The sequence below is a fragment of the Parasphingorhabdus pacifica genome, assembly GCF_054779195.1.
Window position 1 is genome coordinate 1 of record NZ_BAAGYS010000005.1, and the last position, 18,198, is coordinate 18,198.

20 protein-coding genes are annotated in these 18,198 nt (G+C 68.8%); 9 read left to right on the plus strand and 11 right to left on the minus strand.

Going from position 1 to position 18,198, the window contains the following annotated elements:
* Window positions 1-325 precede the first annotated feature (325 nt).
* Window positions 326-1,570, plus strand: coding sequence for a Na+/H+ antiporter NhaA (nhaA, locus tag ACYVAN_RS05645; protein ID WP_460956388.1), 1,245 nt, complete (start codon window positions 326-328; stop codon window positions 1,568-1,570).
* A gap of 91 nt (window positions 1,571-1,661) precedes the next feature.
* Window positions 1,662-2,171, plus strand: a complete 510-nt coding sequence (locus ACYVAN_RS05650) for a phage holin family protein (protein WP_460956390.1) — start codon at window positions 1,662-1,664, stop codon at window positions 2,169-2,171.
* Window positions 2,172-2,436: 265 nt separating this feature from the next.
* On the opposite strand, the gene ACYVAN_RS05655 is transcribed toward ACYVAN_RS05650, so the two are convergent.
* From ACYVAN_RS05655 to nth, 4 genes are all read right to left on the minus strand, one after another.
* Entirely contained in the window at window positions 2,437-3,621 is a 1,185-nt protein-coding gene (locus ACYVAN_RS05655) for a MarP family serine protease (RefSeq protein ID WP_460956392.1), read from the minus strand.
* A gap of 166 nt (window positions 3,622-3,787) precedes the next feature.
* The gene (locus ACYVAN_RS05660) at window positions 3,788-4,516 is read right to left on the minus strand and encodes an NUDIX hydrolase (RefSeq protein WP_460956394.1); all 729 of its coding nucleotides are present in this window, start codon (window positions 4,514-4,516) and stop codon (window positions 3,788-3,790) included.
* Window positions 4,513-5,181 (minus strand): TlpA family protein disulfide reductase, encoded by a 669-nt coding sequence (locus tag ACYVAN_RS05665; protein ID WP_460956396.1) that lies wholly within the window; start codon window positions 5,179-5,181, stop codon window positions 4,513-4,515. Before ACYVAN_RS05665 ends, ACYVAN_RS05660 begins: the two co-directional genes overlap by 4 nt.
* Window positions 5,178-6,005, minus strand: a complete 828-nt coding sequence (nth, locus tag ACYVAN_RS05670) for an endonuclease III (RefSeq protein ID WP_460956397.1) — start codon at window positions 6,003-6,005, stop codon at window positions 5,178-5,180. The genes ACYVAN_RS05665 and nth overlap by 4 nt, the downstream gene beginning before the upstream one ends.
* A gap of 92 nt (window positions 6,006-6,097) precedes the next feature.
* Between nth and ACYVAN_RS05675 the strand changes: the two genes are divergently transcribed.
* The 3 genes from ACYVAN_RS05675 (at window position 6,098) to ACYVAN_RS05685 (ending at window position 8,995) form a co-directional block, all read left to right on the plus strand.
* Window positions 6,098-6,373, plus strand: coding sequence for a hypothetical protein (locus ACYVAN_RS05675; RefSeq protein ID WP_460956400.1), 276 nt, complete (start codon window positions 6,098-6,100; stop codon window positions 6,371-6,373).
* Between the two features lie 94 nt (window positions 6,374-6,467).
* Window positions 6,468-7,142 (plus strand): Crp/Fnr family transcriptional regulator, encoded by a 675-nt coding sequence (locus tag ACYVAN_RS05680; RefSeq protein ID WP_460956402.1) that lies wholly within the window; start codon window positions 6,468-6,470, stop codon window positions 7,140-7,142.
* Between the two features lie 620 nt (window positions 7,143-7,762).
* Window positions 7,763-8,995: an MFS transporter gene (locus tag ACYVAN_RS05685; protein ID WP_460956404.1), complete on the plus strand. Its 1,233-nt coding sequence runs from the start codon at window positions 7,763-7,765 to the stop codon at window positions 8,993-8,995.
* On the opposite strand, the gene ACYVAN_RS05690 is transcribed toward ACYVAN_RS05685, so the two are convergent.
* Complete coding sequence (locus tag ACYVAN_RS05690) at window positions 8,996-9,790, minus strand: MBL fold metallo-hydrolase (protein WP_460956406.1); 795 nt, start codon at window positions 9,788-9,790, stop codon at window positions 8,996-8,998.
* Window positions 9,790-10,650 carry an NUDIX hydrolase gene (locus ACYVAN_RS05695; RefSeq protein WP_460956408.1) on the minus strand — a complete coding sequence of 287 codons (861 nt, stop codon included), beginning with the start codon at window positions 10,648-10,650 and terminating at the stop codon, window positions 9,790-9,792. The genes ACYVAN_RS05690 and ACYVAN_RS05695 overlap by 1 nt, the downstream gene beginning before the upstream one ends.
* A gap of 183 nt (window positions 10,651-10,833) precedes the next feature.
* On the opposite strand from ACYVAN_RS05695, the gene ACYVAN_RS05700 reads away from it, so the two are divergent.
* Complete coding sequence (locus tag ACYVAN_RS05700) at window positions 10,834-11,727, plus strand: Gfo/Idh/MocA family protein (RefSeq protein WP_460956410.1); 894 nt, start codon at window positions 10,834-10,836, stop codon at window positions 11,725-11,727.
* 253 nt (window positions 11,728-11,980) lie between these two features.
* Here the strand turns inward: ACYVAN_RS05700 and ACYVAN_RS05705 are convergent, their stop codons facing one another.
* The 4 genes from ACYVAN_RS05705 to ACYVAN_RS05720 form a co-directional block, all read right to left on the minus strand.
* Window positions 11,981-13,339, minus strand: a complete 1,359-nt coding sequence (locus ACYVAN_RS05705) for a hypothetical protein (protein ID WP_460956412.1) — start codon at window positions 13,337-13,339, stop codon at window positions 11,981-11,983.
* Window positions 13,340-13,374: 35 nt separating this feature from the next.
* Window positions 13,375-13,989 carry a hypothetical protein gene (locus ACYVAN_RS05710; RefSeq protein ID WP_460956414.1) on the minus strand — a complete coding sequence of 205 codons (615 nt, stop codon included), beginning with the start codon at window positions 13,987-13,989 and terminating at the stop codon, window positions 13,375-13,377.
* A 364-nt stretch (window positions 13,990-14,353) separates the two neighbouring features.
* Window positions 14,354-14,812 (minus strand): RidA family protein, encoded by a 459-nt coding sequence (locus ACYVAN_RS05715; RefSeq protein ID WP_460956416.1) that lies wholly within the window; start codon window positions 14,810-14,812, stop codon window positions 14,354-14,356.
* A gap of 2 nt (window positions 14,813-14,814) precedes the next feature.
* On the minus strand, window positions 14,815-14,970 hold the full coding sequence (locus ACYVAN_RS05720; protein WP_460956418.1) for a DUF4177 domain-containing protein: 156 nt from the start codon (window positions 14,968-14,970) through the stop codon (window positions 14,815-14,817).
* A gap of 169 nt (window positions 14,971-15,139) precedes the next feature.
* On the opposite strand from ACYVAN_RS05720, the gene ACYVAN_RS05725 reads away from it, so the two are divergent.
* The 3 genes from ACYVAN_RS05725 to ACYVAN_RS05735 all read left to right on the plus strand — a co-directional run bounded on the left by ACYVAN_RS05725 (window position 15,140) and on the right by ACYVAN_RS05735 (window position 17,608).
* Window positions 15,140-15,391, plus strand: a complete 252-nt coding sequence (locus tag ACYVAN_RS05725; protein WP_460956420.1) for a hypothetical protein — start codon at window positions 15,140-15,142, stop codon at window positions 15,389-15,391.
* 79 nt (window positions 15,392-15,470) lie between these two features.
* A complete protein-coding gene (locus tag ACYVAN_RS05730) occupies window positions 15,471-16,472 on the plus strand; it encodes an ArsA-related P-loop ATPase (protein ID WP_460956422.1) in 1,002 nt (333 codons plus the stop codon).
* Window positions 16,469-17,608 (plus strand): ArsA family ATPase, encoded by a 1,140-nt coding sequence (locus tag ACYVAN_RS05735; RefSeq protein WP_460956424.1) that lies wholly within the window; start codon window positions 16,469-16,471, stop codon window positions 17,606-17,608. Before ACYVAN_RS05730 ends, ACYVAN_RS05735 begins: the two co-directional genes overlap by 4 nt.
* Before the next feature lie 62 nt (window positions 17,609-17,670).
* Here the strand turns inward: ACYVAN_RS05735 and ACYVAN_RS05740 are convergent, their stop codons facing one another.
* On the minus strand, window positions 17,671-17,970 hold the full coding sequence (locus ACYVAN_RS05740; protein WP_460956426.1) for a WhiB family transcriptional regulator: 300 nt from the start codon (window positions 17,968-17,970) through the stop codon (window positions 17,671-17,673).
* Window positions 17,971-18,198 lie beyond the last annotated feature (228 nt).

Sequence of the window (18,198 nt, forward strand, 5' to 3'; positions counted from 1 at the left end):
ACTCCAGCGTCATGGACCTCATCACCGCCGGACTCCACAACAACGACGACTGACCCCGAACCATCGACCCAGCCGCACGGGCGGGTGCCGCGCACGCAGCGCGGCACCCGCCCCGCTTTCTGCCTTGACCCCGTTTTCCCAGCTCAGCAAGGTGATTTGACACCGCAGGGCGGACACTGACCGGCGCTCTCGCCGTGAGAATCAGCTCCCTTTCGAACCGGACGAACCGCCGTTTACCGGTGTTAGGGTTCGCTCCGGAAGATGTGAGGTGTGCCGGGAAGTCTGGTCGGCGTCCAGGCCGTGCTGTCCACGACAGGAGGACGCCGTGTCCAAGGCGAAACGCAACAAGCAGGTGATCTCCCAGGAGACCGCCCGCGCCTTCGACTTCGGCGCCTACCTCCGGACCGAGACGGTCGGTGGCATGCTGCTGCTGGCCGCGACCGTCGTCGCACTGGTGGCCGCCAACACCCCGCTGTCCGGCCTCTACGAGGCGGTCCGCGACTTCCACATCGGACCCGAGTCGCTGCACCTCGACCTCAGCATCGGCGAGTGGGCGAAAGACGGCCTGCTCGCGATCTTCTTCTTCGTCGCCGGTCTCGAACTCAAACGCGAACTCGTCGTCGGCGAGCTGGCCGACCGCAAGACCGCCACCCTGCCCGTGCTCGCAGCGCTGGGCGGCATGGTCGTCCCCGCCGTGCTCGCGTTGACGATCAGCTGGGGCACTCCGGGCAGCGCCGTCGCCTGGACCATCCCGGTCGCCACCGACATCGCGTTCGCCCTGGGTGTGCTGTCGCTGACCGGCTCGTGGATGCCGACTGCCGCGCGCGTGTTCCTGCTCAGCCTCGCCGTGGTCGACGACCTCGGCGGCATCCTCATCATCGCGGTCGTGTTCACCGACCACCTGAGCCTGATCGCGCTGCTGGCAGCCGTCGTGCTGTGCGCGGTGTACGCGTACAGCCAGCGCAAACGCTGGACCACCTCGTTCCTGTACGTTCCGCTGGCCGTGGGCGTGTGGGTCGCGGTCCACACCAGCGGGATCCACGCGACCATCGCCGGTGTCGCCCTCGGACTGCTCACCCGCGTCAAACGGGACCCGTACGAAATCGCCTCACCTTCGATGCGGCTCGAACACCGGCTCCAGCCCTGGTCGGCAGGCGTCGTCGTGCCGGTCTTCGCCGTGTTCGCCGCGGGCGTGCCGGTCGACGGCGAAGCGCTCGGCGAGCTCACCCACGACCGCATCGCGATCGGCATCATCGTCGGCCTGGTGGTGGGCAAGTTCCTCGGCATCTTCGGCTTCTCCTACGTGGCCGTGAAACTCGGGCTCGGTACCCGGCCGACAGGGGTCGAGTGGAGCGACGTGGCCGCACTGGCACTGCTCGGCGGGGTCGGATTCACCGTCAGCCTGCTGATCGCCGAACTCGCGCTCTCCGGGGCCACCGCGGAACGCGCCAAGGCTGCCGTGCTGATCGCTTCGGCGCTCGCCTCACTGCTGGCGGCCGGATTGCTGTTGCTCAAGTCGAAGCTCAAACAGGCCGAAGCCGGTGGGAAGACCGAGCAACAGGCCCGGTAGCGGTGTCGTGTCGTCGGCGTGTGAGGTCACTCGCCGATAACACACCGCGAGTCATTCGGTGTGGAAGTTCCGCACGTGACAGGATGCCGGTGTGAACGAGTCGGCAAACAGCGCACGGAAGAACCGCGAGGACGACCGTGACGGCGCCACCAGGTCGGCCGTCACCTCGATCCCGCTGTCCGAGGAGAGCACCACCGAGGGCAGCGATCAGTCCATCGGTGGGCTCGTCCGTGACGCCACAACCCATCTGTCCACGTTGGTCCGCGCCGAGGTCGAACTCGCGAAGACCGAGATCACCGGCGAGGTGAAGAAGGGCGTCAAAGGCAGCGTCTTCTTCATCCTGGCGCTCGCGGTGCTCGCGTTCAGCCTCTTCTTCCTCTTCTTCACCCTGGCCGAAGGGCTCGCCCAGCTCGGCCTGTGGCGCTGGGCCGCATTCGGCATCGTCTTCCTGGTGATGTTGCTGGTCGCAGGCGTGTTCGCGTTCCTCGGCTACCGGCGCGTGCGCAAGATCAGCGCTCCGAAACGCACCATGGAGTCGCTCAAGGACGCCAAGCAGATCGCCCACAGGCCGAGTCGCGACGAAGCTGTGGAAACGTCCTGAGCGACGACGCCACTTGTCCGGTGATCCCCGCAGTTCGATCGGGTCGGGGCACCGGACCCCAGCGGCACGGCTGATCGGCGTCTCTCCCCGTCCGGCACCCGGCCTCGCCCGAGTTCGCCCGGCCAGACCCAGACCTGTGCTTCCAGCTCGGCACCCCCGGACCGGCCATTTCCGGGGGCGGACCGGCCACGCCCGGAGCGGACCGGCCATTCCCGGAGCGGGGGCCGGCCATTCCCGGGCGGCACGGATGCCGACCAGGTCGGCATCAGCTGGTGCAGCTACCGGTCTCCACCGGCCGGGTCATCGTCGGGGCGGCGGCGACCTCGTCGGCCACCTCGTCGGCTGTGAGCACGAACCCGGTCGACGGGTCGTCGACGGCCGCGCCGAACACGACGCCCACCACGTTGCCTTCCGGATCGATCAGCGGGCCGCCCGAGTTGCCGCTCTGCACCTGGCCGCGAACGGTGTAAACGTCCCGGATCACGGTCGAGGAGTCGTAGATGTCCGGGCCCCGCAGGTTCAGCCGTTCCCGGATGCGTCCGGGTGAGGCCGTGTAGGGACCGTCCAGCGGGTAGCCGAGCGCGATCACGTCCTCCCCCGGCTCGGAGTCCTCGGGATCGAAGGGCATCGCCTCGGCTGTCAGTCCCGGCACCGACAGCACTGCCAGGTCGGTCCGCGGGTCGTAGTGCACGACCTCGGCAGCGAGCTGGCCCCGGCCGATCTCGATCACAACCTCGTCGGTTCCCGCGACCACGTGCGCGTTGGTCATGACCCGGTTCGGCGCGACGACGAATCCGGTTCCCTCCAGCGCGCGTGAGCACGACGTCGCGCGGCCCCGGACCTTGACCACGCTCGACCGCGAATCGCGCACCACGGGATCGGAGGCCAGCTCGTGGTTCGGCGGCCCGATCGCCGCCACGGGCGTGCGGGAGAACGGTTCCAGGGCATCGGGAAAGCCGCTGACCCCGAGCATGCGGCGCAGCTCGTCGGGCAGTTCGCGCGCCGAGTCGGGCATGGCCGAGTCGACCGTGCTGAGCACCGAGGATTTCGTGATCGCCGAGGCCAGCCCGGGTAGTGCGGCGGCAGAGGTGAACGGCAGTGCCACCAACCACGCGACCACGAACACCGCGAGGCACTGGAGTATCGCCCCCAGCACGTTGTCCACCCCGGTCAGCTTCGCCGAGGTGATGCGGTCCCGCAGCTCCCGGCCCGCCCACATGCCGAAGGTCTCGCCGAACGCGACGAGCAGCACCACGATGCCCACGCCGAAACCGATCCGGGCGGCCTCGCTGTCCATGTGCTCCAGCAGCAGCGGCGCCACCTTGAGTCCGACGATCGCACCGACGAGGACGCCGAGGAACGAGAACAGGGCCGTGACCAGTCCACTTCGTGCGCCGGAGACCGCTGCGGCCAATGCCAGCAGTACCACCAGCAGATCGACCCAGTTCACCGTTCACCTCGTCTTCGTTCGCCCGAACCATGCCCATCCAGCGGCCCCCACCGCCGGCAGGCCTTCCGACCGGCGCACACCGCCAACCGCTACAGCGGTCGGGTGAACGCCGGGATGGTCACCTAATCAGCCTGATCAGCCGAGGGACAACCTGGACGGCCGCACATCACCCCGCGGACTCCGCCGTGCCGCCGAATCCCACATCATCGGCTTCCTCCGCGGCGCGCCACGCCTCGTCGAGACCGCGCACGTCCTCCCGGTCCCAGCCGCGCGACCAGCCGGCCAGATCCAGCAGCCCGGACAGCAGACCTCCGGTGAACCCCCACACCAACATGCCGGGAACCAGGAAGGCGGGCGCGGGAAACCGGCCGGACAGCTCCACCCGAATGCGGTTGGCCGGGTCGGTCAGCCACGAGATCGGCACGCGTGCGACGGCCGCTGTCTCCCTCGGGTCGACAGCCGCGACCGGAGTCGGCTCGCGCCAGTGGGCCAGCACCGGTGTGACGCGGAAGCCGCTGTGCGGCACGTGCAGTTCGGGCAGGGTCGCGACCGGTCGAATACCCGCCGGGAGCACTCCGACCTCCTCGACGGCCTCGCGCAACGCGGCATCCACGGGGCCGTGGTCGTGGTCGTCCAGCGCGCCACCGGGGAAAGCGACCTGCCCGGGGTGCGAGTTCAGGCCGTCCGCCCGGCGGAGCAGCAGTACATCGGGACCGGAGCTTTCGTGTTCGCCGAAGAGCACCAGCACGGCTGCCGGGCGTGCCGCGGCGGGCGGCCGTGCGGTGGGCCAACCGAGGTGACCGGGGTCTATCTCGGTGGCACGCAGCACCAGCGGGCGGAGCCACTCGGGAACCTCGTCGATCCCCACCAGCAGCTCGGGGGTGTTCTCGGTCACTCGCGGCCCTCCAAGGTGTCGCGGACCGCGGCACGCACCTCGTCCGGCGAACCGAACGCGATCGGTGGATCTATCCGCCGCACCTCGCCCTCGGCGGTGACGATGAAGCTGGCCGGGAGCACGTTGGTCGCCGGGAGCGCTTCCTTGATCCTGTTCTCGCCGTCGTGCAGGTTCGGATAGTGCACGTCGAGCTCGTCGAGTAGTTCGATGCCGTCGGCTTGGCCGCTCCGCACCTGTACCCCGATCACATCGATGGCGCCCGGCTGCTCGGAGTAGGTCTGCAGCGCCGGGAGCTCCTCGCGGCACGGGGCGCACCAAGTGGCCCAGACGTTGATCAGGGCGGGCCTGCCGCCGAGCGCGTCCGCCAGCTCGGCCGTGCTGCCGTCGGCCATGCAGGTCCCGACCGCGCCGGCCAGTCCGGTCGCGCCCTGATCGCCGGGCTGGCGGCAACGCTCCAGTTCGGCCGCCGCACGTCTGGCCGGGTCGACGGGCTGCTCGGCGGCGGCCGGTGGCGGACCCTGGGCACCGGGCGAGCCGGCCTCCGGGGCGTTCGGGGCGGTGTCTCGGGGCCACAATGCCACCACCGCCAGGGTCGCGAGCACGACGACCACGACGGTCCAGCGGATCTCGTTGCGGAACTCGCCCCACTTGCCCAGCCTGTTCATCCGGCGGGCTCCCGATGCTCGGCCCGCTCCACGATGGATTCGGGAACTTCGTCGATCACTCCCGCCAACCGGAGCAGTCGCGGTGCCTCTGCGCCGCGGACGAGCTTCGCCGCCGCTTCGGGGTCGGTCGGCCCGGTCCCGTACGACGGGCAGTCCTTGGCCAGCAGGCAGGCTCCGCAGGCCGGTTTGCGGGAGTGGCAGACCCGGCGCCCGTGAAAGATCACCCAATGGGAGAGCATCGTCCACTCTTTCCGGGGAATGAGTTCGCCGACGGCGTGCTCGACCTTGACCGGATCTTCCTCCGTCGTCCAACCCCACCGCCGAACCAGGCGGCCGAAGTGGGTGTCGACCGTGATGCCCGGGACCTTGAACGCGTTGCCGAGGATCACGTTGGCGGTCTTCCGGCCGATGCCGGGCAGCTTGACCAACTGGTCGAGCCGGTTGGGCACCTGCCCGTCGTACTTCTCGACCAGCGCGGCGCCCAAGCCCATCAGGGAGCTCGCCTTGTTCCGGTAGAACCCGGTCGAGCGAATCATCTCCTCCAGCTCGGCGCGATCGGCACCGGCGTAGTCGGCAGCGGTCGGATACCGCGCGAACAGGGTGGGAGTGACCGCGTTGACCCGCTTGTCGGTGCACTGCGCGGACAGGATCGTGGCCACCGAAAGCTCCAACGGAGTGGTGAAGTCCAACTCGCAATGCGCATCGGGATAGGCTTCGGCCAAGGCACGGAGCATCCGGCGGGCACGCCGGGTGAGCCCCAATCGGGTCTCCGATGCCTTCTTGGTGTGGGCGCTTCGGGGTTCGCTTCGCGCTTGGTCCGGCACCCCACCAGGCTACGGACCGAAGCAGCCACGAAGGGTGGACCCCACCGGCTTGCGCACCCATTTCGACCCCCGGTTGCACGACCCCCGAAGGCATGAGCGAGGATTTCACCATCATGACTGCCTGGTTCGTCATCGTCGTACCGCTTGTGATCATGTTTTTCACGCTGTTCATGGAGCGCGTGGAGGCACGACTCCGGCATGTGGCGGTACAGGAGAATGAGGTGGAGGAGCTGCTGGAGAACGCCCGGCCCGATGAGGTGCGGGCGCTGTTCCGGCAGGGAATTGGACGTGCGCTGGAGTTGTTTCAGCTACGTAGGGTGGGACGCGCCGGTAGGCTACGAACTCGCCGTTCCCGCGACCAGTCTTAGACTGCTGGCAGTGATCGGCGGCACAGTCGAGCCTCCGCGTTCGCGTGGTGCTCGGCAGTAAGACAGCCGCCGCGTCTCAACATGGAGGGACGAGGTGGACGAGACCCTGGCCCGAGCCGGCATCCTCCAGGGGGTGGAACCGGCCGCGGCGGAGGCACTGACCCAGTCGCTGGAACCGTCTGAGTTCCCGCGAGGACACGTGATCTTCGCCGAGGGCGAGCCGGGTGACCGGCTCTACATTATTCAATCCGGCAAAGTGAAGCTCGGGCGCAAATCCCCGGACGGCAGGGAGAACCTGCTCGCGATCATGGGGCCGTCGGACATGTTCGGCGAGCTTTCGATCTTCGACCCGGGCCCGCGGACTTCGACGGCGACCACCGTGACCGAGGTCCGTGCGCTGACGATGGACCGTGGCGCGTTGCGGCAGTGGATCGGCAACCGCCCGGAGATCGCCGAGCAACTGCTCCGGGTGATCGCGCGCCGGCTGCGCCGTACCAACGGCATGCTGGCTGATCTGATCTTCACCGACGTTCCTGGTCGTGTCGCCAAGGCGCTGTTGCAGCTCGCGCAGCGCTTCGGCAGCCAGGAAGCAGGCCTGCTGCGGGTCACCCACGACCTGACGCAGGAAGAGATCGCGCAGTACGTCGGTGCGTCTCGGGAGACCGTCAACAAGGCGTTGGCGGACTTCGCGCACCGCGGCTGGCTCCGTCTCGAGGGCAAGAGCGTGCTCATCCTCGATCCGGAGCGGTTGGCTCGCCGCGCTCGCTGAAGCGGCGAAGCCTCTGACGCGCGTCGGCTGAAGGGTTCGGGACACTTACCCGACCCCTTCAGTCGGCGCGCGTTTGCGTTCCTGAGGTCCGGCGAGGACGGGTGCCACCCTTTTCAAGCGCGACGTCCACGAGGCGTTCAGCGGGCTCCTCAGAGGCGACAGCAGGGAAGCAGGCACCGCCTTCGCGAGGTCACGGCCTGCCGAGCCCCTGGACACGCGAAGGCCCCTGGACATGCGAAGGGACTGGGTGCCGCCCCCGAAAGCGGCAATCCAGTCCCCTCGCTGTGCGCGGCTCGTCCCCCGACCAACCACGCTCCCCGTTCCTCCGAGCCGGCCCCGAACCTGACAACGGAGGAAAGTTCTGTTGTGAACCTCGTCATCGACGATGCGTGATACAAGTCCCTCGGTTCAAGTATTTTCACCCTGTAGGACGTTCTGTCCTCGGATCGGGTTGCGTCGGTCGACGAATTTTTCCACGACATCCATCTCCCTAAGCCGCCAAGCACATCGTGCGCTCATCGCACACGGCTTCCCAGGGTCGAAAGTCCGGACATCGCTGGTGGTGAGGATCGCCGGAAAAAGACTGGTACTCCCGTACCAGTTCCCGGATACTCGCTGGCGTGTCCGCATCGCTGAACCTCTCCGACTACCGCAACGCCCTCACCACACCCGGCGCCCGCGCCCCGGTGGCGACCTCGCTGCTGGCGCGCCTGCCGATCGCCATGATCGGCCTGGCCCTCCTGCTGTACGTCCAGCGCGAGACCGGTTCGTTCGCCATCGCCGGACTCGTCTCGGCCGGTGAACTGGTGGGCGTCGCGTGCGGTTCGGTGATCCAGGGCCGGGTGATGGACCGCCTCGGTCCGAGCCTGCCGCTGCGGGTGATGTCCGGCGTGTTCGGCGCACTCGTGGTGCTGGAAATCCTGGCCATCGAGAACGGGGCACCGGCGGGACTGCTCATCGCGCTGGCGTTCCTCGCGGGCATCAGTCAGCCGAGCGTCGGCCCCGCCTCCCGCTCTCTGTGGACGCACCTCCTACCGCCCGGGACCAGCCGCGACGCCGCCTACTCGTACGAAGCGATCAGCATGGAGGTGTTCTTCATCCTCGGCCCGGGTCTGGCCGGACTGATGGTCGCCCTGCCCTGGCCCGGCACTGGTGTCGTCGTCGGATCGGTTTGCATGATCGTGGGCAGCCTCGGCTTCGCCGCCACCCGGTCGGCCCGTGCCCAGCGTCCCCGCCCCGAGGATCGCTCGAGGGCGAGCATGCTCGGCGCGATCTCCTCGCCCGGTATGCGCACCGTCGCCCTCGCGGCCCTCGGCTTCGGCACGCTCATCGGGTTCATCGAGGTCGCCGTACCCGCTGCCGCCGAACTGGCCGGACACCCCTCGGCCGGTGGGTTGCTGCTGAGCATCATGTCGATCAGTTCGGTCGTCGTCGGAGTGCTCTACGGGATGCGCCCCTGGCCACGCCCCATGCATCAGCGGCTGCCCGCACTGCTGCTGAGCTTCGCGGCACTGATCATCCTGCTGGCGTGGCCCGAGACGCTGTGGGGCCTGTGCCTGGCGCTGCTCGCGGCAGGCAGCCTGATCACCCCGCAATCGACCGCCCACTCGGTCGTGCTGGAGGTCGCCGCGCCACCCGGAACCGCGTCCGAGGCGTTCGGGTGGGTCATCACCGCGGTGACCCTCGGCGCGGCGGTCGGCCAGTCGGTCAGTGGCCAGCTCGTCGAGTACAGCGGCCCGCCGCTGTCGTTCGTCACCGCCAGCGCCATCGGTGCCGTACTGGGAACGGCGCTGTGGCTGCGCCGGGGAACGCTGATGCAGACCCCGGTGCGCATCGCCGAGCACGCCGGTTGATCAGATCTCGCGCTGTTCCCGCAGGTAGGTCAGCTGCGCGTGGACCGTAGCCTCTGCCGCGGGCCGGGCTGCCGAGTCGATGTCGGCGTAGACGACGTCGACGATCTCGCGGGCGGTGACGTCCGCTCCCCGCTCGGCGGTCACGGCGCGGATCTGATCGAGCCGCTTCTGTCGATGATCGAGGTAGCCCGAGGCGGCGGAAGCGATGTCGGGAAGCTCCGGCCCGTGCCCCGGCAGTCCCATGGTCCCGGGCGGCAGCGCGGCGAGCGTGCGCAACGAAGCCAGGTACGAACCCAGGTGACCATCGGGATGAGCGACGATGGTCGTGCCCTGCCCCAACACGCTGTCCCCGGTGAACACGGCGGGAACGCTCTCGTGCGCCACGGCGAAGCACACCGAGTCCGCCGTGTGCCCTGCGGTGGCGACGACCCGCAGCCGCACCCCGGCCGATTCGATCATCTCGCCGTCCACGAACGGCTCGGCCCGCGCGCACAAGGCCGGATCCAATGCGCGCACCGGGGCTCCCGTGCGCTCCACCAGGTCGCGGACCCCTTCGGTGTGGTCCGGGTGGTGGTGGGTCAGCAGCACGAGCGAAACCGTCCCATGGTCGGCGATCCGGCCCAGATGCTCGGCGTCGGCGGGGCCGGGGTCGATGACCATCGACTCATCGGACTCCGGCCCGCTCACCAGCCAGGTGTTCGTGCCGTGCAAGGTCATGATGTTCGGGTTCTCGGCCAGCAGCACCGAGGCGTACGGCGTCACCGGGCGGACCTGCCCGTAGGCCGGGTGCTCCATCAGTCGTCGCCCCCTTCCGCCTGCTCGCCGCCAGCGGATTCGACATAGCCGGGTTCTCCCGGCAGTACCGCCCGCCAGGCGCCATCGCGGTACATCAGCTTGGGTACGACCTTGCCGAGTGCGGGTTCCGCGTCCAACGCTTCCGCCACGTTCACGCACTCCGACAGTTCGGTCAGCGTCACCCAGGTGGGCGGCAGAAGTCCGCAGCGGCCCTCGTCCCAGTCGGTGAGCGCATCCGTGGGCGTGCGCCAGTAGGCGGTGGTCACCTCGGTGGTGACCGCGTCCGCACGTTGCCCCTCGGGCATGGCGGCGAGGAAGAACCTCGTGTCGTAGCGCTTGGGTTCGAGTTCGGGGGTCACCCAGTTCGACCACGGCCGCAGCAGGTCGGCCCGCAGCACCAGCCCCGACTCCGCCAAGAACTCGGCGAGGGAGAACTCCCTGGCGACGAGGCTTGTCCGGGCGGCCGCGTACGGGCCGGTGTCGCCGACGACGCTGGCCGGAGTCGGACCGGCCAGCAGCACCCCCGATTCCTCGAAGGTCTCGCGCACCGCCGCGCACACGAGCGCGCGGGCGAGACCGGTCGAGCAGCCGAACATCTCCGCCCACCACGACGGCTCCGGCCCCGCCCAGGCGATGGTGGCATCGGTGTCCCGCTCGTCCACTCCCCCGCCGGGGAAGACGGTCATACCACCGGCGAACGGCATGCCCTCCACCCGTCGCTGCAGGAACGCTTCGAGACACGCCGAACCATCCCGCAGCAGCACCACGGTCGCCGCGGCCTTCGGCACGGCAGGCCACTCCGGTGGCGAGGGCGGCACGAATCCCTCCGGCAGGGTCATCTTCTCCGGCAGTTGCACCATGCCGAGCACCCTAAGCCGAGAGGCCCTCCGAAAGCGCCCCCCGATTTGGACGGTTCGACCTCGCGGCGACGTGACCGGACTCGAGCGCGAAACCCGGCCGAGGTGGCCGGTTCCACCCGAAACGGCACAACACGCCGGACCCCCGTCCCAGGTTGGACGGCCTGTCCGAAGGACGATGAAGGTATGGACGGAGCACTTCGGGTCGGAATTGTGGGCGCGGGTCCCTGGGCGAACCGGATCCACGGCCCCGGACTCCACGCTCACAGCGGGACACGGGTGAGCTCGGTGTGGGCTCGCCGCACTGAGGCCGCCAGAGCGCTCGCCGAGCCGCACGGCGCCCAGGTCGCCACGAGCTTCGACGAGCTGCTCGACTCGGTCGACGCGGTGGCCTTCGCCGTGCCGCCGTCGGTTCAGGGTGAGCTCGCTCCGGTGGCCGCTCGGGCGGGCAAGCACCTGATCCTGGAGAAGCCGCTCGCCGGAGACGTCTCCGCGGCGCGCGAGGTGGCGCAGGCGGTGCGCGAATCGGGCGTGGCCGGGCTGCTGATGCTGACCCGACGATTCTCGCCCGAACTGCGGGACTGGCTCGGGAAGTGCGCCGAGTCCGACGACTGGAACGGGGGCGCCGTGCGCTGGCTCGGCGCCGGGTTGCTCGACGGCGACTACGCGACTTCGCCGTGGCGCAAGGAGCCGGACGGGGCGTTGATCGACGCCGGACCGCATGCGATCGATCTGTTGGACGCTTCGCTGGGCCGGATCAACCAGGTGCAGTTCGCGCGGCAGAATCCGGACGGCTTGTGGAACGTGATCTTCGACCACGAACCCGGTTCCACCAGCGTGCTGACGCTCTCGCTGCACGTGCCCGTCCGCCCCGCGCACGTGGACCTGTTCCTCTACGGCGCTTCCGGCTACGCGCAGCTGCCCCACAAGCGGACACCCGCCCACGAGTGCTACGGCAGGATGCTCGACGAGCTGCTCTCGATGATCCGCAGGCGGCGAACCGAGCATCCGTGCGACGTGCGCCGCGGCCTACACCTGCAGAAGGTCATCGACGCGGTCCGGCAGGCCGCCGCGCGCTGATCGAGCGGACGCCGATCGGTTCTCCGGAGCGGTGCGGTTCGCGGGCGGCATGGGCAGGCGCCGCCCGTTCACAAGCGGCGGCAGCCGCCTTCTGTGTGGGACTCAGGGTGGGCCGGTGGCGGGTTCTCGGTGTTCTTTCGCGAGGACGGCTCCGACGTGGCGTACGCCGGTATGCCACGTCGGGGATCCCGCGGTGAGAGGACGCCGGAAGTTCCGCTGGGTACCCACTACCGAACCACCGCCGAACCACGCCCTACGGCTGCTTGTTCTCGGCCGGGCTGTTCGCCGGGGCCGGGCCGGCTCCCATCGGCGGGAACCCGCCGGTTCCGGGCATCGCCGTCCAGGCTTCCTGATGCCGGTCGCCCACCTGCTCGCCCCGGTCCTGCTCGCCCCGGTCCTGCTCCCGCTGGGCGAGCTCTTCGTGCAGCTTGCGCAGCAGGTTGCGTTCCCGGTCGGTGAGCTTGGCGTCGACCGCTGCGGGCACCCGCATGTTCTTCGAGCCGTCGCCCGGATCGGATTCGCCCTCGGTCTGCCCGTCATCCGGCAGGTCGTCGTTCAGCGCCTCGGAATCGGACGGCGCCTCGACCGCACCGGAGGTCTCCTCGACCACGGGTGCCGGGTTCCGCTCGTGTTCCCCGGAGTTCTCCGCGACGTCCGCGTCCGGAACTCCGACGTCCGGTGCCGCGGCCGGGTCCGGTGCCGCGACGGGGTCCGGTGCCGCGACGGGGTCCGGTGCCGCGACAGGATCCGGTGCCGCGACAGGCCGTTGGACGTCGACGGGTCCGGGAACGTCGACGGACTCGGGCGCATCGTCGACGCCGATCGGAGAACTCACCAGGGTGGTCTCGGCGAGGTGCTCCTCGACCACCGGCTCAGGGGCCGGTTCCGCTGGTGAGCCCGCTGGTTCACTGGGCAGATCATTGCTGCCCCGGGACTCACCACCCGAACTCGCCCGTGGTGCACGCGCCCGGCTCGCGCCGTTGCGGTTCGCCGTTACCGGAGCCATGTCGAGATGCACCCGGCGCGCGGAGGACAGCGCCTTGCGGTGGTATTCGGGAAGCTCGGAGCCGCTGCTGAAAACCTCGACCGAGCAGCCGATACCTGCTCGGCGGAGGGCTTCGATGAGCTGATAACCGGCTGCGGTGATCGAACCGTCCGGGCCGATCTCGGCGAGCAGGACGCGCCGAGGCACGGCCCCGTAGGTGACGCCGGCCGGAGTGACCCGCCACGCGCACCAGATGGCGCGCAGCCCGCCGAGCCGTCCGGTGATCGGTCCGAGCGCGTCGATCAGGTCGTCGTCCGACTCCTCCTGATCGCTGAACCGGTGACGGTCGGGCGGTAGCGATTCGGCCACGTGCATTCGGTCGGCGAGGGTTCCGTCGGACCGGGCTTCGCCCAGGATCCGGCGAAGGTGGTGTTGCTCCGTCGAGTTGATCGGTATCCGTCCGGCCAGCAGGCAACCGGCGAGGAACTCGGCAGCGGCGTCGAGCTGGCCGATGCCGAGCATCTCGCGCGCCGAATCGATCGCGTCGTCGTCCACCCGACCGGTCATGGCCAGGAGCAGATTGTGCAGCCGATCCACCGGACCGGCGCTCTCCGCCACGTCAACCACGTCTGTCTCCTTAACGGATGTCATCACGCACCGCTTCAGCCGCGATGCCCGGCGAGCTCATCTGCCCCTGAACACACCAGCACCGACTCCGCCATCGCGGCGCGGTGGTAGGTGGGCGGTTCCATCTCCGGCAGCAGAACCTCGACGCACGGCTCGTGATCCCCGAGTGCGCGCAGGATGCGCTGGACTTCGCCCGTGAGTTCGACGACGTCGACCGAAGCCGTCACGACCAGTACCCGCTTGGGCCGCGAGCCCGCCGTTCGCCGCCAGGTGCTGCGGACGTCGCGAAGCCCTTGCCTGCCGCGCAGGGTGGCACCGAGGACCAGGACCTCCGAATCGCCTCGACCGTCGGTGGGCGATTCGATGCTGAAGGTGTGCGGTTCGTTGTGATCTTCGATTCGCGGCAGGATGGCATGCACCGTCGCGGGGTCGGCTCCCAGGGGGAGAAGCGCGGCCGACAGACGCTGGTGGTCAGCGTCGGACAGCGCGATCCGTTCCCGGACCAAGGTGCTCGGCAGTAGCCGGGCGACCACATCCGCGGCGTCCCCCGCCAGCCAGTCCCTGTATCGCCACAGGTGCCTGTCGGGCAACCGACCGGCAAGTCGAAGCAGCAGTTCGTGGCACAGCAGATCGGTTTCGCGGACCGCCACGTCGCCCCTCCCAGGCTCTTGAACACGTCTTTCAGCACCCGTTCAGATGAGGGTGCCCCTTGCCTTACTGGCTCAACGAAACCCTCGAGGGACCCATCATCTGGATACCCACTGGAACCGATACCACTATTTGGGTGACCACTAAAGAGCGATCTCGCCGACAATGATGTTCGTAGCGTACTGGTCAGCGCAAAGTGGTCGTGCTGGACACGACGAGAATTCGCCCGGTGCGTCCCCCTCGGGTGCGCCCGGCGCCGAGCGGGGACACCAAGAACAAGGCGTCGGCCAGGAAAAACCCGACCGACGCCTGGTTCGCCCGGTTACACACATGTGGCATACGGCACTGCGCGACACGCGGAAACCGCTAGGCGACCTCGACGATCATCTCCACCTCGACGGGCGCACCGATCGGCAGTTCAGCCACGCCGACGGCCGAGCGAGCATGCTCGCCGGCCTCACCGAACACCTCGCCGAGCAGGTCGGACGCGCCGTTGATCACCGCGGGCTGGCCCGAGAACCCCTCCGCGGAGGCTACGAAGCCGACAACCTTGACGATCCGGACGATCGAGTCCAGCCCGACCAGGGAGTCGACGGCGGCCAGCGCGTTCAGCGCGCACGTCCGCGCGTGCTGCTGCGCGTCCTCCGCACTCACCTCGGCCCCGACCTTGCCGGTCTGGCCCAGCTTGCCGTCCACGAGGGGCACCTGGCCCGACGTGTAGACGACCGATCCACTTCGCACAGCGGGCACGTACGCCGCGACCGGGGAGGGCACCGTCGGAAGCGTGATGCCCAGCTCGGCGAGTCGGTCCGTCCAGCGACCCATGCTCACTCCTTCGGACGCTTCATGTAAGCGACCATCTGCTCACCGGTCGGTCCCGGCAGGACGGCGACGAGTTCCCAGCCGTCCTCTCCCCACTGATCGAGGATCTGCTTGGTCGCGTGGCTCAACAGCGGCACGGTCGCGTACTCCCACTTAGTCATGGTCACCAGCCTATGAGGTCGCCGCGGGACGCGTTCCGAGGTGGTCACCCGACCGCCCGTGCGATCACCCACGCGACGATGCGGCACGTGGCGAATCTCGGCTGCCGAGCCGCGAGAAGATGCCGCAAAAACCACCCACTTGGCGGAGATTCGGACTATTTTTCCTGCCGTGGAAGCATGGAGAATCGCGGGAACCGTCCTGACCACCGTCGTCGGCGGGCTCTTGGTGCTCGGAAGCATGGGCAAGGTGCGCGACCGCCGCGACCGCAGGCGCGGCGACGTGGCCCGAACCGGAGTTCGCGGCCTGGTCATCGTCCTCTGCTGCGCCGCGCTGACCGCCACGGTGTTCCCGGCCAGCGTCGCGTGGGCGGTCGTCCTCGCGGGCGCGCTGATCGCCGCGATCCTCATGGTGACCGGTTGAGCGGCCCCGAGAGGGGCGTGATCCTTCCGACGCACGCTCGCGGGCAGACATCCGCGTACTGCGCACTTAGGCTGATCGCGTGACCGACTGGGACGGCGACTTGAACCGGACGCGGCTGCACGTGGTCAGCGGCAAGGGCGGCACCGGCAAGACCACGGCCGCCGCGGCGCTGGCGCTCGCGCTGGCCACCGGTGGCCGCAAGGTGCTGCTCGTCGAGGTGGAAGGCAGACAGGGCATCGCCCAGCTCTTCGACACCGCACCCCTGCCCTACTCCGAGGAGTGGATCGCGGCGGCACCGGGCGGTGGCGAGTTGCGTGCGCTGGCAATCGATTCCGAAGCCGCACTGCTCGAATACCTCTCGATGTTCTACAACCTGGGCTTCGCCGGCCGGACGCTGCGGAAGATGGGCGCGATCGAGTTCGCCACCACGCTCGCTCCCGGCCTGCGCGACGTACTGCTGACCGGCAAGATCAAGGAGTGCGTCGGCCGGACGGACGAGCGGGGACGGCACGTCTACGACGCCGTCGTGGTCGACGGGCCCCCCACCGGCCGAGTGGTGAAGTTCCTCGACGTGACGAAGGCCATGGTCGACCTGGCGAAGGTAGGACCGATCCGCGGGCACAGCGAGGGCGTCGTGCGGCTGGTGCACTCCGCCGACACCGCCGTTCATCTCGTCACGCTGCTGGAAGACCTACCCGTGCGCGAAACGCTCGAAGCCGTCGCGGAACTCGACGCTGCGGACCTGCGTCCCGGGGCCGTGCTGCTCAACCGGGTGCGCCCCGCCCGGCTACCCGCCAGGGCAACGGACGCCGCGGCAGCGGGGCGGATCGATGGCGAGCAGATCCGCGGCGGACTCGAATCGCTCGGCGTGCACCACGACGACGACATGATCGACGGGCTGGCCCGGGAGGCGATCGACCACGCGGCACGGGCCGAAACCGAGCAGTCCGCCCGCGAGCAACTCGCCGAAACCGATCTCCCGTCGACCGCACTGCCCGAACTGATCAATGGAATCGATGTCGCCGAGCTCTACGAGCTCGCCGAAGTGCTCAACGATCAGGGCATCGGAGGCAAGCGTTGAGCGAGAAGACCCGCCCGACCAAGACCGATGTCGACGCCCTGTTGGACGATCCGGCCACCAACGTGCTCGTCTGCTGCGGTTCCGGCGGAGTCGGCAAGACCACCACGGCCGCCGCGCTGGCCGTCCGGGCCGCCGAGCGGGGACGTCGGACCGTGGTCCTGACCATCGACCCCGCCAGGCGGCTCGCGCAGGCGCTGGGGATCAGCGAACTCGGCAACGAGCCCAAGCAGGTCACGCTCGAGGGCTTCGACCCCGCGGGCGACCTCAACGCGATGATGCTCGACATGCGCCGCACCTTCGATGACATGGTGCTGGCCCACGCGGGCGACGAGCGAGCCGAGCAGATCCTGTCGAACCCCTTCTACCAAACGATTTCCACCTCGTTCTCCGGAACGCAGGAATACATGGCGATGGAGCGGTTGGGCCAGTTGGCCGCCTCCGACAACTGGGATCTGATCATCGTCGATACCCCGCCGAGCCGTTCCGCGCTGGATTTCCTCGACGCGCCGCAGCGGTTGTCCACGGTGCTCGACGGGCGGCTGATCAAGATGCTCTCCAGCCCGGCGCGCGCCGGCGGCAAGGGCATCCGGAAGATCGTCGGGGCCGGATTCGGCATGTTCTCCAAGGCGGTGTCCGCGGTGATCGGCGGTCAGCTGCTCGCCGATGCCTCCGCGTTCGTGCAGGCCTTCGACTCGACCTTCGGCGGGTTCCGGGAACGCGCCGACCACACCTACCGGCTGCTGCGGTCACCGGGCACCGCGTTCCTCGTGATCGCCGCGCCCGAACCGGATGCGCTACGTGAAGCGTCGTACTTCGTGGAACGGCTGGCAGGCGAAGAGATGCCGCTGGCCGGTCTGATCGCCAACCGGACGCACCCGCTGATCGCCGACCTCGCCGGGAGCAAGGCCACCGCGTGGGCGGATGAGTTGGATGCGGACGGGAACGATCCGCTGGCGGCCGCCGTGCTTCGGGTGCACGCCGACCGCGCAGCGGTGGCCGAACGGGAAAAGCGATTGATCGCGAGGTTCACCCGCGCGCACCCGGAAATTTCCCTCGTAGGTGTTCCCGCGCTCGCTTCCGACGTGCACGACCTCGACGGATTGCGCGAGATCGGACGGCGATTGGCGGGCGAGTAAATGGCAGGGGTTGGACAATTCCTGCACCGAATTGCCCAACCACTAGCCAAAACGGGTGACGATCAACTCACCTGGTACTCGGCAATATCGGTGTAATCCTGACGGGCGGCTTCCAGCAATTCGCGCCAGTTCCGCACGTCCGGGCGACGACGCAACAACGCGCGCCGCTCCCGTTCCGTCATTCCGCCCCACACACCGAATTCGATCTTGTTGTCGAGCGCCTCTCCAAGGCACTCCGTGCGCACCGGGCAACCGAAGCAGACCATTCGCGCCTTGCGCTGCTCGGCACCACGTACAAACAACTGGTCGGGATTCTCATCTCGGCACGCAGCCTGAACCCGCCAGTCCCCCTGCTCGAACATCCCCCAGCTCCTCACTGGATCGTCGGCGACCGTTTCATCCGGAGCCCCCCGGCACCCGGCATGCCGCGGCACGTGAGTGCCGCAACAGTGCTGTCGCTGGATGTGGACGAACTGTAGAGCCCGCTGGTTCCACAGCCAAACGACGGTTGCTGGTCCGTTATCTTTGGAACTCATCACATCGGGCGGATCTGCAGCACACGACAACGGCACCGCGGCAATCAGTTTTAG